A 13562-nucleotide genomic window follows, 5' to 3' on the forward strand; every position below is an offset into this window, starting at 1 on the left:
GGCCTCATCATTTCAGGTTCTGGCGCAGCAGCAAGGTGCCGCTGCGCTGGGTAAATTCGAGTTGTTTCAGGGCGCTCATGCCCAATAGCACCTGCTCGCCATCGAGCCCCGGTACCACCAGGGCACGCACTTCGCGCAGCAGGATATCGCCCAGTTGCAGGGTGTCCAGACGCGTGCGGTAGCCCTGGGTGCGGCCATTGGCGGTGCTCAGCATCACCGGGGCACCGCGCTGCAGATCAAGCTTGGCGGCCAGACGCTCGGGGATGGCGACATCGGTTGCGCCGGTATCGAGCAGAAAATGTACCGGCTGACCGTTGATCTGACCATCGGCGACAAAGTGGCCCTGACCGTTACCGGCCAGTTGCACTTCGATAAAGCCTTCACCGTGCTGCGAGCGAACCTCGGCATTGGGATTGGCCTGACGCTGCTCCCAGTCGCCGAAAAACCGCGTGGCCAGGAACAGACCGGCCGCCCAGGCGAGCACCAGCAGTACCCTGCCCGCACGCTTGCCCGGTGGCTGACTCACGACTTGCTGCTCCAGCCGCCAGGCGGCGCGGCAAAGCGCCAGACAATCGGTCGCGACTCGCCATCATTGCGGGTTGCGCCGTTGTTGTCCAAACCGATCCAGGCGCCTTCGGCATCAATCACCAACGCTTCGGCCAGGCCAAACGGCTGGGCGTACAGGCGCGACTCGGCCAAGCCACCTTCAGCGTAAGACCAGCAGCGTTCGACCTTGCCGTTCGCGGCGTCACGCCGGCAGATACGATGGGCGTTACGCTCCAAGGTAAACAACTTATTCTTGAACAGCGCCAAGTCAGCAAAGTCGCGGGGCAACGCGCGTGGCTCGAGCATCTGCGGCGGTTGCATTTCAACCCCGGCTTCGCTGAGCAACACGCAGCCATCCCCGCAGTTCCACACCGTTTGCTGGCGATTGATCAGCAGCAGGCCGCGTCGTTCACGCTCCGCTGCCAACCAGATGCGGTCTCCGCTTGGGCTCACTGCCAGCCCTTCGAACAACGCGTTGAAGTGCAGCAGCATGCCACTGGCCCGCGCCTGACGGACCATGCTCGGGTCGATTTTCAGCCAGTTCGGCTCACCCTCAACCGGCACCTGCAACACCGCAGCATGGGCTTCGCTGACCAGATAGCGATTGCCGGCATCGTCACAACTGATGCCTTCGAAATCCAGATCACCGCCGCGCACCTGGCCAGCCGCCCAGGTCCGGGAGCGAATGCCCCAGGGCAAGCCGCTTTCCGGTACCGTAGGCGCTGCCAGGTGGACGGACTGCGCCTGCCACACGGGCGTTTTGGTATCGAGCCGGTAAATCAGGTCGTCATCGCGGTCGGAGACGGTCCACAGCTCGCCCTTGCACAGGGCCAGGCCCGACAGATTGCCACCGCGCATGCCCTCGACCGGGTGCTCGGCGACAAACTTCAGCTCCGGCCAAGGGGCGGCTTGCGCTGACAAGGCAAAGACACCCAGCACCGCTGCCAGTAGTGAACGAATCAAGCCAGAACCTCAGCCAGGTTGCCTTTGGATTCCAGCCAGTTCTTGCGATCGCCAGCCCGTTTCTTGGCCAGCAGCATGTCCATGATTTCGCGGGTGCCGTCCAGATCGTCCAGGGTCAATTGGACCAGGCGGCGGGTGTTCGGATCCATGGTGGTTTCACGCAGCTGCGGCGGGTTCATTTCACCCAGGCCTTTAAAGCGTGTGACCTGTGGTTTGCCGCGTTTTTTCTCGGCTACCAGGCGATCGAGAATGCCATCGCGCTCGGCTTCATCCAGGGCGTAGTAGATTTCCTTGCCCAGGTCGATGCGGTACAGCGGTGGCATGGCGACATACACGTGGCCGGCTTCGACCAACGGGCGGAAATGCTGGACAAACAGGGCACAGAGCAAGGTAGCAATGTGCAGACCGTCGGAGTCGGCGTCAGCGAGAATGCAGATTTTGCCGTAGCGCAGCTGGCTCATGTCGGCCGCACCGGGATCGACGCCGATGGCCACGGCAATGTTGTGCACTTCCTGGCTGGCGAGGACTTCGCCGCCATCCACTTCCCAGGTGTTGAGAATCTTGCCGCGCAGCGGCAGGATGGCCTGGAACTCCTTGTCGCGTGCCTGCTTGGCCGAACCACCTGCCGAGTCACCCTCAACCAGGAACAATTCGGCGCGCATTGGGTCTTGCCCGGCGCAGTCGGCCAGCTTGCCAGGCAGGGCTGGCCCTTGGGTGACGCGCTTGCGCTCGACCTTTTTGCTCGCCTTCAAGCGCCGCCCGGCATTGCTGATGGCCAGTTCGGCCAGCTGCATGCCCAGTTCAGGGTGCGCGTTGAGCCACAGGCTGAACGCATCCTTGACCACGCCGGAAACAAACGCCGCAGCTTCGCGCGACGACAGGCGCTCTTTTGTCTGCCCGGAGAATTGCGGCTCCTGCATTTTCATCGACAGCACAAAGGTGATGCGCTCCCAGACGTCTTCCGGCGCCAGCTTGACCCCGCGAGGCAGCAGGTTGCGGAACTCGCAGAACTCGCGCATGGCATCGAGCAGGCCCTGGCGCAGGCCGTTGACGTGGGTACCGCCCTGAGCTGTAGGAATCAGGTTGACGTAGCTTTCCTGCACGCTGTCGCCGCCTTCCGGCAGCCACAACAGCGCCCAGTCAACCGCTTCCTTGTTGCCTGCCAGGCTGCCGCAGAACGGTTCGTCCGGCAGGCGCTGAAATTCGCTGACCGAATCGACCAGGTACGAGCGCAGGCCGTCTTCGTAGTGCCATTCGACCTTTTCGCCGCTGGCTTTGTCTTCGAAGCTGACCAGCAGCCCCGGGCACAGTACCGCCTTGGCCTTGAGCACATGCTTGAGGCGGCTGATGGAGAATTTCGGTGAATCGAAATACTTGGGGTCCGGGGCGAAGTACACGCTGGTCCCGGTGTTGCGCTTGCCGACCGTGCCGACCACTTCCAGCTCGCTGGCCTTGTAGCCGTCGGCGAAGGTCATCTGGTACTCGGTACCGTCGCGCTTGACCTTGACCCGCACCTGGCTGGACAAGGCGTTGACCACCGAGATACCCACCCCGTGCAGACCACCGGAGAACTGGTAGTTCTTGTTGGAGAACTTGCCACCAGCGTGCAGCTTGGTGAGGATCAGCTCAACCCCGGAAACGCCCTCTTCCGGGTGAATATCCACAGGCATGCCGCGGCCGTCATCGCTGACTTCCAGGGAATGGTCGGCATGGAGAATGACCTGCACCGATTTGGCATGCCCGGCCAGGGCTTCGTCGACACTGTTGTCGATCACTTCCTGGGCCAGGTGGTTGGGCCGGCTGGTGTCGGTGTACATGCCCGGGCGTTTGCGCACCGGATCAAGGCCCGAGAGGACTTCGATGGCGTCTGCGTTATAGGCACTAGCGCTGGGAATGGCCATGGGGTCTCGTCGTCAGTCGTAGGTGAATATAAGTCATCAAAATACAGAAAAATCGAGCGTTTGATACTGCTGGGGAGCAATACCGGCGAAGCTCAGTAGCGCTGGCAGACGCTCGGCGAAGCCCTGAAAGCTGTGATCGCCTCCGGCCTGGATGCGCAGTGCGCAGGTCCGGTAGAACTGCTCGGCCTCGCGGTAGTCGAGGGTCTCGTCGGCTGTTTGCAGCCAGACCTGGTAGCGCTCGCCATCGGTGGGCGGTGCAACCTCGAGCTCGGCCAGGGCCTGCACGTGATCCAGGGTCAGCTCCCAGGACTCACCGGTGTAGTGGTTCTGCTGAGTGCCCAGGTAGCCGTCAAAGCGGCGGTGCGGATTGACCGCCGGGTTGACCAGCAGCGCCTTGAGCCCATGGCGCTCAGCCAGATGGGTCGCATAGTAGCCGCCGAGGGAGCTGCCGACCAGTAATGGCGATTCAAGCTCGGCCAGCGCGGCTTCCAGCTGCGCCATGGCGTGGCGCGGGTGATGATGCAATGCTGGCACGCGCAGGCGCTCGCCCAGGCCGATCTGCTGCATCACCGCGACCAGCTGGCAGGCTTTCTTGGATGAGGGCGCGCTGTTGAACCCGTGAATATAGAGAATCGAACCCGTCATGCCGCCCCCAATGCGCCTGAGTTGCCTGGCGATACCAGGCAGGAAAGCGCGCATTTTAGCCTGTTCGACGGCAGATGCAGCAGTTTCACCCATTCAGCAACACTTAATAACCGTCGCCTTCGTAATCGATGGTGAAGGCGAAGTCGGTGACACGGGAAACGCCAGTGTCGATCGAGCCGTCCGCGTGCAGACGCAGCCAGCGATAGCCAGGGGCCTGTTCGCCCACCTTGAAGTCTTCGCTACCCGGCTCGAACTGAATACAAGTAGAGGGCGAGGCCAGCAAGCGCACGCCGTCGCGCCACTGGTCCCATTCCTGATGAATGTGCCCCCATAGCAATGCCCGCACTTGTGGATAACCTTTCAACAGGGCAAACAAGGCGTCGGCGTTGCGCAGGCCGATCGGCGCCATCCAGGCGCAATCGATGGGTACCGGCTGGTGGTGGAAGCAAATCAGGTGGTGACGCTCAGGTGCGGCCTGCAACGACTGTTCGAGTAGTGCCAACTGGCCCTGGTCGAGCACACCGGGTACCGCTCCCGGCACTGCCGAGTTGAGCATGAGGATGCGCCAGTTGCCGATGTCCAGCAGCGGGCTGAGCAAATCGCTGCCCTGCGCCACCCGCTCCATCGGCAGCGGCTCGTCATGGTTACCGGCAAGCCAGCGCGCGGGTGCCCCGAGGCGTGCGGTCAGCTCACGAAAACAGCGATAGGAGGCTTCGCTGCCATCTTGCGACAGGTCGCCAGTGGCCAGCAGCAGGTCAATCTGCGGCTGCTCTTCGAGGACTTTATCGATCACCCGCTGCAGGCTGTCGCGGGTGTTCATGCCCAACAATGTGCCGTGCGCTTCGGCAAATAGATGGCTGTCGGTCAGTTGCACCAGGTGCACAGGGGCGCCACTGGACGGGATAGAGGGTTGCGGCAAGGGCCGACTCCTTGGACGGATTCAGCGCAATTATGGCGGCAAGCGCCGGTTGAGCAAATACTCGAAATCGACCGGCGTCACATTTCAGCGAACGACAGCCAGCTCATGGCCACAGGCCAGGCAATGGCTCAGCCACTCACCCAGGAACAGGTTGAGTTGCGCCTTTTCGTCAGGCTGGTGCATCGCTGCATTCGGGTACGGATAGATGCTGCGAAAGCGCCGGGCATGCTCGGCGCTGACCACTTCGGCCATACGTGCATCGTGATACACCTGCACTTCCAGCTGCGGCACCGGCAGCCAGGGCAAGCTGTGCTCCTGGCGCACGCGCAAGGTGGTGGTGTAGGGGCACGCGAGCACTACATCCAGCACCAGCACGCCGAGCATCTGATCGCCCTGGGTCATACCAATTCGGCGCGAACTCATGGTCGAGCGCATGTCAGGCAACAAGCGCATCAATCGCGCATAGTTAGCCTCGCAAGCAGCCTGCAACCCGACCAGATCGACCCGGTAGCGTTCGCGCAAAAGATTCACGACCATAGCCCCCTGACTTCCTCTCGATTCAAGGCCAGCCACTGCAAGGCAATAATGCTTGCCGCATTGGCAATCAGCCCGTCACGCACGGCCTGCATGGCGTCTTCGAACGCCCAGACCTTGACGCGAATATCTTCACCCTCTTCTTCCAACCCGTGCAGGCCGCCCGCCCCAAGGCTGCTGCACTGGCCCAGATACAGGTGGACAAATTCATCGCTGCCGCCCGGTGACGGAAAGTATTTGGTCATCGGCCACAACGCGTTGAACACAAGCCCAGCTTCCTCCTGCGCTTCACGGTGTGCAACTTCTTCCGGCGCTTCGTCTTTATCGATCAGACCAGCGACCAGCTCGATCAACCACGGATTGCTGACCTTGCCCATGGCACCGACCCGAAACTGTTCGATCAGCACCACTTCATCACGCTGGGCGTCGTAGGGCAGCACGCACACGGCGTCGTGACGCACGAACAGTTCACGGCTGATCTCACGCCCCATGCCACCGGCGAACAATTCGTGGCGCAAGCGCACCCGGTCAAGCTGGTAAAAGCCCTTGAAGCAGTTAACCCGCTCGACGATCTCGACATCCTTGGGCACAGTGTTCGGCGTATCTGACATGGGAATCCTCATTACTTCTGTCACAGCTTCGCGCAATCCTAACCTGCACACCGCCGTGTTTCACCCCTTTAAAGTTGTAGGCCGGGCTGCGAGGATAGACAGCCTGCTGATATTCAGCTTAGTGGCGAACTGAAGGCCTTGCCGACGGTCCAAGCCCGATCACCTTTGCTTGAAAGGATCATCATGACGCTTGCGAAACTGACTACTGTGGCCGTGCTGGCCTTGGCCCTGGGGGCCTGCCAAAGCTGGTTCCAGCCCAACATGCGCACGCCGCTGGAGGTCAAGCGCGACCGCTGGGAACACATCAAACCCGGTTGCACGACGGCCGATTGCCCGCTGGTCAATATCGACACCATTCACTTCCCGGCCAACCCCAAGCTGGATGCGATTGTCGAGAAACGTCTGCTGCAAATGACCCAGGATAACCAGCACAGCGCGCTGCCCAGCTCGCTCAAAGCCTACGAAGAGCAGTTCATGGCCAGCGCCGAGCCGCGCCACAGCAGCTACTTGCAAGCCAAGGTACGCGAGCAGCATGACGGACTGGTGATCATCGAGTTTTCCAGCTACCTGGACACCGGCGGCGCCCATGGCATGCCCGGGCGTGGCTTTATCAACTACTCACGCCAGCAGGACAAGGTCCTGACCTTGCAAGACATGCTGGTGCCCGGCCAGGAAGAGACCTTCTGGAAAACCGCCGAAGAAGCGCACAGGGCCTGGTTGATCAGCACCGGCATGGACAAGGATGCCGAGTTCGTCAAAACCTGGCCGTTCCGCCAGACCCCGCATATTGCGCTGACTTACGGCGCGGTAGTGCTCAAGTACGAAGTGTATGCCATCGCCCCGTATTCCATGGGCCACATCGAACTGAAGATCCCCTACCCGCGCCTCAATGGTGTGATCAAGCCGCAGTTGTTTCCCGGCCGCGGATAACTGACGGCGCAGCCGCCCAGTACACGCACCCTGCCAGCAGCAAGGCCGGCAGGGTCGAACCGACATCAGCGGCGTAATGCGCCAGCACATGATAGGTAGCGACACCACAAGCCCAGGCCACTAGCGCACGCCAGTGCAGGCTGTGGATCGGGCTGGCGTCGCTGCGACGGCGGCGTACGATGAAGTGATCGACCAGCACTACGCCAAACAGCGGGGCAAACACCGAGCCGATCAGCAGCAGGAAGTTCTGGTACTGCGCCAGCGGCGCAAAGCAGGCGATCAGGGTGCACAGCACGCCAATGGCCAGTGCCAGATGCTCGACCTTCAAGCGAATCAGCAGGCCAGTGGATACGGCTGCCGAATGGATGTCGGCAAAGGCTTTTTCCGACTCATCGAGCAGAATCAGCAGCAACGGAATGCCGATACCGGCGCCCGCCAGGGCCAGCAGCAAGGTATTGACTTCGCCCGCCGGGGCAAAGGCCAAGGTGTAGGCCACGCCCAGGCTCATCATCCACACGTTGCCGAGCAGATAGCCCAGCGCCGTGCCGATAAATACCCGACTGCCATGACGGGCAAAACGTGAGTAGTCGGCAATCAGCGGCAGCCACGACAACGGCATGGCAATGGCGATATCGATACCCACGGCCAATGACATCGAACCGTCACCGGCACGCGCCCACAACGCGGCCAGGTCAGCCTTGGCAAACAGGTTCCAGGTCAGCCACAGGCAGGCGCCGAGCAGCAGCCAGATGCCCCATTTACGCAAGATCTTGCGCACGAAGGTCAACGGCCCGCTGACCGCCAGTAAGGTCGCCAAGGCGCCGAACAGCAAGGTCCACATCAACGGGTTGGTCAGCGCGCTGCCTTCACCGAAGGCGCGAGCGCCCAACAGGCTGGCGGCATCGCGCATGACGATAATTTCGAACGAGCCCCAGCCAATCAGCTGCAGCAGGTTGAGTAATGCGGGGAGTCGAGCCCCGTCACGGCCAAGGCTGCGGCGCAATGCCGCCATCGAGGACAGGCCGGTATCGCTGCCGATTACACCCACCGCCGCCAGCAACAGGACGCCCACGGTAGTACCAAGGATGATCGCCAGCACGGCATTGGCCAGGCCCAGGCCAGGGCCGAGCAAGGCGCCGGTCTGCAGGACCATCAGGCCGATGCCGAGGGAAAACCATAGGGAACAGAGGTCGCGACCGCTGAGGACGCGTTGCTGGTTGCTGACCGGATGGTCGGGGGAGAACTGGCTGGGTGTGCTCACAAGGGGGTCTCGACAGGGAGAGAGTTGTTGTTTTGGTTAGGTATCGCGGGGCAAGCCCGCTCCCACAGAGATATTCTGTGGGAGCGGGCTTGCCCCGCGATCGGGTTACACCTTCTTGTACAACTGGCTGCCTTCCTGGCGGAACCGCTCGGCCTGCTCGCGCATGCCATCCTCAACCGCCACATCCACCGCATCGATGCGCTGGTTGGCGGCGTATTCACGCACTTCCTGAGTGATTTTCATCGAGCAGAACTTCGGCCCGCACATGGAGCAGAAGTGCGCGACCTTGGCCGAATCCTTGGGCAGGGTCTCATCATGGAACGAACGCGCGGTGTCCGGATCCAGGCCGAGGTTGAACTGGTCTTCCCAGCGGAACTCGAAACGCGCCTTGGACAAGGCGTTGTCACGGATCTGCGCGCCCGGATGGCCCTTGGCAAGGTCAGCCGCGTGTGCGGCGATCTTGTAGGTGATGATCCCGGTCTTGACGTCATCCTTGTTCGGCAACCCGAGGTGCTCCTTGGGCGTCACGTAGCAGAGCATGGCGCAACCGAACCAGCCAATCATCGCCGCACCGATGCCGGAGGTGATGTGGTCGTAACCCGGAGCGATGTCGGTGGTCAGCGGGCCAAGGGTGTAGAACGGCGCTTCGTCACAGCACTCCAGCTGCTTGTCCATGTTCTCCTTGATCAACTGCATCGGCACGTGGCCCGGGCCTTCGATCATGCACTGGACGTCGTGCTTCCAGGCGATCTTGGTCAACTCGCCCAGGGTCTCCAGCTCGCCGAACTGCGCAGCGTCGTTGGCATCGGCAATCGAGCCCGGACGCAAGCCATCGCCCAGCGAGAAGCTGACGTCGTAGGCCTTCATGATTTCGCAGATTTCGTCGAAATGGGTGTAGAGGAAGTTTTCCTTGTGATGCGCCAGGCACCACTTGGCCATGATCGAACCACCACGGCTGACGATACCAGTCACGCGCTTGGCGGTCAGTGGCACGTAGCGCAGCAGCACCCCGGCGTGGATGGTGAAGTAGTCCACGCCCTGCTCTGCCTGCTCGATCAGGGTGTCGCGGAACAGCTCCCAGGTCAGGTCTTCGGCAACGCCATTGACCTTTTCCAGCGCCTGGTAGATCGGCACGGTACCAATCGGCACTGGCGAGTTACGGATGATCCACTCGCGGGTTTCGTGAATGTGCTTGCCGGTGGACAAGTCCATGACCGTGTCCGAACCCCAGCGAATACCCCAGGTCAGCTTGGCCACTTCTTCTTCGATCGAAGAGCCCAGGGCGCTGTTGCCGATGTTGCCGTTGATCTTCACCAGGAAGTTACGGCCAATGATCATCGGCTCCAGCTCAACGTGGTTGATGTTGGCCGGAATGATGGCGCGGCCGCGAGCGATTTCCTCGCGAACGAACTCAGGGGTGATTTCTTTCGGGATGCTGGCCCCAAAGCTGTGGCCCGGGTGCTGCTGATCAAGCAGGCCAGCGGCGCGTGCTTCTTGCAGCTTCATGTTCTCGCGGATGGCAACGTATTCCATCTCGGCGGTGATGATGCCCTGGCGCGCGTAGTGCATCTGGCTGACGTTGGCACCGGCCTTGGCGCGGCGCGGGTTGCGCACATGGGCAAAACGCAGCTTGGTCAGTTCAGCATCGGCCAGACGCTGCTGGCCGAAGTCCGACGACAGCCCGGCCAGGCGCTCGGTGTCGCCACGCGCGTCAATCCAGGCCGAGCGCACATCGCCCAGGCCTTTACGCACGTCGATGATGACGTTGGGATCGGTGTAAGGGCCGGAGGTGTCGTACACCAGCACCGGGGCGTTGGCTTCGCCGCCGAAGTCGGTGGGGGTGTCGTCGAGGCTGATTTCACGCATTGGCACGCGAATGTCCGGGCGCGAGCCTTCGACATAGATTTTGCGCGAACGGGTGAACGGCTGTACGGACTGTCGATCGACCTGGGCCGACTCACTCAGATTGGTAATATATTTTTCTTGTTTACTCATCACAGGCTCTCCAGACGGCTTCCTAGCGGTGGAATGTCGGGGAGAACCTGAAAGGCACGGACGCACCAAGATCGGTGCTGTGCCAGATGTGCGGTGATGCCTGCAGCGCTTGAGGCTGACTGGACATTCCCGGACCTGACACAAGAGACTCGCCGGGAAAGCGAGAAATCTTGTTCCCTACGCAGGCGCTAACCTGATCAGGTTCAACGGGATCCGGATTATCCGATCTCAGCCTCAACGCAAGGCACCCCGACAAGAACGCATTCAGTCTAGACTGGAGTCGCCTGCAAAGCCAACACTACAAACACAGGCACGATAAATGGCGCAAATGGCAGATTGTTGCAAAGTGTCTGCGCATCTACACTCACCGGTTCAGAAAGACTCATTTGTTCAAGGATCGCCCTATGCTGCGCAAACTTTCACTGGCCCTTGCCGTGTCTTGTGCTACCAACGGAATGGCCTGGGCAGCAGACGTGCCCTTGTCAGCGAAAAACGACTTGGTCAGCGTGTACCAGGAAGCTGTGGACAATAACGCCGATCTGGCGGCGGCCCGTGCCAACTACGGCGCACAGAAAGAAGTGGTACCGCAGGCCCGAGCAGGCTTGCTGCCCAACCTCTCGGCCGGCGCCGAAATGCAGAACACCCGAACCAAGCTTGACGACCCGTCGATCACCTCCAACCGCAGCGGCAACTCCTGGTCGGCAACCCTGGCTCAGCCGGTGTTCCGTGCCGATCGCTGGTTCCAATTGCAGGCCGCTGAAGCGGTCAACGAGCAATCCGCGCTGGAACTGTCGGCCACCGAACAGAACCTGATTCTGCAAACCGCCGAAAACTATTTCTCGGTACTGCGCGCCCAGGACAACCTGGCCTCGACCAAAGCCGAAGAAGCGGCGTTCAAGCGGCAACTGGATCAGTCCAATGAACGCTTCGACGTCGGCCTTTCCGACAAGACCGACGTGCTGCAGTCCCAGGCCAGCTACGACACCGCCCGCGCCAACCGGATCGTGGCACAGCGTCAGGTTGACGACGCGTTCGAAGCGTTGATTACCCTGACCAACAATTACTACAACTCGATCCAGGGCATACGCCATACCCTGCCTGTGCAGGTACCGGTGCCTAACGACGCCAAAATCTGGGTTGAAACCGCAGGTAAACAGAACCTCAACCTGCAGGCGACCAACTACGCTGTCACGGCGGCAGAAGAAACCCTGCGCCAGCGCAAGGCCGGGCACGCGCCGACCCTGGATGCCGTGGCGCAGTACCAGAAAGGTGACAACGACAACCTTGGCTTCACCAACCCCAACCTCGGCGGCCGCATCAGCGGCGACGTAGAACAGACCACCGTTGGCCTGCAACTGAACATCCCGATCTACAGCGGCGGCCTGACCAGTTCGCAAGTGCGCGAGGCCTATCAGCGTTTGAGCCAGAGCGAGCAGCAACGCGAAAGCTTGCGCCGCCAGGTGGTGGAAAACACCCGCAACCTGCACCGTGCGGTCAACACCGATGTGGAACAGGTGCAGGCGCGCAAACAGTCGATCATCTCCAACCAGAGCGCCCTGGAAGCCACCGAAATCGGTTATCAGGTCGGTACTCGTAACATCGTCGACGTACTCGATGCCCAGCGCCAGCTGTATACCTCGGTGCGCGACTACAACAACACCCGTTACGACTACATCCTCGACAACCTGCGCCTGAAACAGGCGGCGGGTACCTTGAGCCCGCAGGACCTGACGGACCTGAGCCGTTACCTGAAGCCCGACTACAATCCGGACAAAGACTTCCTGCCGCCAGATCTGGCCGCCCTGGCCAAGGCCAACTTCGACGCCCGTCCGCCGGAAAACTGAGTTCAAGCCATACCTGCATCAGGGGCATCGCAAGGTGCCCCGCTACACCCCTCCTGCCGTCCCGGCAACTCTCATTTTTACCAGTTTCGTCCCTTCTGGCTGGCTCGTAGGCTAAACCCGGCAACCTTCACTTCACTTGCACGGGACGCGATCAGCATGAATACGCTCAATGAACTGAGTCCAACCTGGCTGAGCAAGACCGCATTCGCCAGCAGCATCGGCACGCTTTGCCCGACCAAAGACAACAAGATCCTGGTATTCAGCGACTCCGATACGGAAAAGAGTGACGTCTTCATCGGCCGCCTGCTCAGTGACGGAACGCTCGACCGCAGCTTCCAAGGCACTGGCTTCATCAAACACGTGTTTCCGTGCGTTGAAGGCTCCTTGTTTTTTGCACTGAGCGCTCATCAGCAAAGTGATGAAAAAATCTTTCTGGTCGGCACTATCGTCGGCCCCGAGGCCCTGTACCCCGCAGCGGCAAGGTTCGAGGACTCAGGCAAGGCAGACCCTAGCTTTGGCGAAGGTGGCTTTGCGGTGTTCGCGGATAAGTCCGTGGCCAGGAAGGCTGGCGCGCAGACCATTGCCGATCTCAGAACCCTTCGCGAGCAGCCTTCCAACGCGCACAACGTCAACGCCTCACGCCTTGCCGATGGCGGCTACCTGATTGCCTCTGCCGAAATCGGTTACCTGCTCGGCGTCACAAAAGATGGCACGCTCAACACCGCGTTTGGTGATAACGGCTACCTGCGCCCAAAGCTGGAGAACGCTGAGGTCATAGAGCTGCAAAGTGCCATGGTGTTTGGCGAGCGCATTTATGTCGTGGGCTATGTGAACGCCTCCGGGGTCATTGCGTGCTTTACCCTGGACGGAAAGCGTGATGACACGTTCGGCGAGCAGGGTGCTCGCTCTATCCCGATCGCCGATGCCAATCACGTGCGACTGACTAACCTGAGCAGCGCAGCAAGCTTGCTCAACCTCATTGGCTTTGCTAACACCAGCACGCAAAGGAACGGCGCATTGCTGACTCGCCTGACCACCGAAGGCGCGCTGGACACTAGTTTCAACACCGGCAAGCCCGTGCTGCTGTACCCGGACGGCAGGCAGGCCGACTGCCGGCATGTCGCGTCAGGGCAGAACCAATCGCCCGATAAACCCATTTACATCGTCGGCCAGACCACCCTGCAAGATCAGGGTGATCCACGCTTTTACGCAGCCGCCTACCAAGCCAATGGCTCCCTGGATAACAGTTTCACCCCTGGAGGTTGGGGCCTGGGACCTGGGCGCTCAACGGCCCTGGGCATGTACCTGGGTTCGCAGAACAACATGCTGCTGTGCGGAACGGCCCGCGACGCCAACGGTACCTATGAAGGATTCGTGGCCAGTTACACACTCAACGGATCCTGACCCGCAGCC

At 61.1% G+C, this 13562-nt stretch carries 12 protein-coding genes and 1 riboswitch; of the genes, 3 read left to right on the top strand and 9 right to left on the bottom strand.

Annotated features, from left to right (window positions below):
• Nucleotides 1-7: 7 nt before the first annotated feature.
• The 7 genes from ACVWSC_RS26430 to ACVWSC_RS26460 all read right to left on the bottom strand — a co-directional run bounded on the left by ACVWSC_RS26430 (nucleotide 8) and on the right by ACVWSC_RS26460 (nucleotide 6119).
• Complete coding sequence (locus ACVWSC_RS26430) at nucleotides 8-526, bottom strand: retropepsin-like aspartic protease family protein (protein WP_442110236.1); 519 nt, start codon at nucleotides 524-526, stop codon at nucleotides 8-10.
• Complete coding sequence (locus ACVWSC_RS26435) at nucleotides 523-1509, bottom strand: esterase-like activity of phytase family protein (RefSeq protein WP_442110238.1); 987 nt, start codon at nucleotides 1507-1509, stop codon at nucleotides 523-525. Before ACVWSC_RS26435 ends, ACVWSC_RS26430 begins: the two co-directional genes overlap by 4 nt.
• Entirely contained in the window at nucleotides 1506-3410 is a 1905-nt protein-coding gene (gene parE / locus ACVWSC_RS26440) for a DNA topoisomerase IV subunit B (RefSeq protein WP_442110240.1), read from the bottom strand. Before parE ends, ACVWSC_RS26435 begins: the two co-directional genes overlap by 4 nt.
• A gap of 36 nt (nucleotides 3411-3446) precedes the next feature.
• A complete protein-coding gene (locus ACVWSC_RS26445) occupies nucleotides 3447-4055 on the bottom strand; it encodes a YqiA/YcfP family alpha/beta fold hydrolase (protein WP_442110242.1) in 609 nt (202 codons plus the stop codon).
• Nucleotides 4056-4158: 103 nt separating this feature from the next.
• The gene (cpdA, locus tag ACVWSC_RS26450; protein WP_442110244.1) at nucleotides 4159-4974 is read right to left on the bottom strand and encodes a 3',5'-cyclic-AMP phosphodiesterase; all 816 of its coding nucleotides are present in this window, start codon (nucleotides 4972-4974) and stop codon (nucleotides 4159-4161) included.
• 84 nt (nucleotides 4975-5058) lie between these two features.
• Nucleotides 5059-5511 carry a DUF1249 domain-containing protein gene (locus ACVWSC_RS26455; RefSeq protein ID WP_038997472.1) on the bottom strand — a complete coding sequence of 151 codons (453 nt, stop codon included), beginning with the start codon at nucleotides 5509-5511 and terminating at the stop codon, nucleotides 5059-5061.
• A complete protein-coding gene (locus tag ACVWSC_RS26460; RefSeq protein WP_442110246.1) occupies nucleotides 5502-6119 on the bottom strand; it encodes an NUDIX domain-containing protein in 618 nt (205 codons plus the stop codon). The genes ACVWSC_RS26455 and ACVWSC_RS26460 overlap by 10 nt, the downstream gene beginning before the upstream one ends.
• A 183-nt stretch (nucleotides 6120-6302) precedes the next feature.
• On the opposite strand from ACVWSC_RS26460, the gene ACVWSC_RS26465 reads away from it, so the two are divergent.
• A complete protein-coding gene (locus tag ACVWSC_RS26465) occupies nucleotides 6303-7049 on the top strand; it encodes an RsiV family protein (protein WP_442110248.1) in 747 nt (248 codons plus the stop codon).
• On the opposite strand, the gene cytX is transcribed toward ACVWSC_RS26465, so the two are convergent.
• Together cytX and thiC are read right to left on the bottom strand one after the other, a co-directional pair.
• Nucleotides 7018-8310: a putative hydroxymethylpyrimidine transporter CytX gene (gene cytX / locus ACVWSC_RS26470; protein ID WP_442110250.1), complete on the bottom strand. Its 1293-nt coding sequence runs from the start codon at nucleotides 8308-8310 to the stop codon at nucleotides 7018-7020. The two genes, ACVWSC_RS26465 and cytX, sit on opposite strands and share 32 nt — an antisense overlap.
• A 105-nt stretch (nucleotides 8311-8415) precedes the next feature.
• A complete protein-coding gene (gene thiC / locus ACVWSC_RS26475; RefSeq protein ID WP_442110252.1) occupies nucleotides 8416-10305 on the bottom strand; it encodes a phosphomethylpyrimidine synthase ThiC in 1890 nt (629 codons plus the stop codon).
• Nucleotides 10306-10462: 157 nt separating this feature from the next.
• Nucleotides 10463-10567, bottom strand: a riboswitch (TPP riboswitch).
• Between the two features lie 142 nt (nucleotides 10568-10709).
• Between thiC and ACVWSC_RS26480 the strand changes: the two genes are divergently transcribed.
• Nucleotides 10710-12149 (top strand): TolC family outer membrane protein, encoded by a 1440-nt coding sequence (locus tag ACVWSC_RS26480; protein WP_442110254.1) that lies wholly within the window; start codon nucleotides 10710-10712, stop codon nucleotides 12147-12149.
• A gap of 156 nt (nucleotides 12150-12305) precedes the next feature.
• Nucleotides 12306-13553: a hypothetical protein gene (locus tag ACVWSC_RS26485; RefSeq protein ID WP_442110256.1), complete on the top strand. Its 1248-nt coding sequence runs from the start codon at nucleotides 12306-12308 to the stop codon at nucleotides 13551-13553.
• The last annotated feature ends 9 nt before the right edge of the window (nucleotides 13554-13562 follow it).

Source organism: Pseudomonas sp. NUPR-002 (assembly GCF_056322725.1).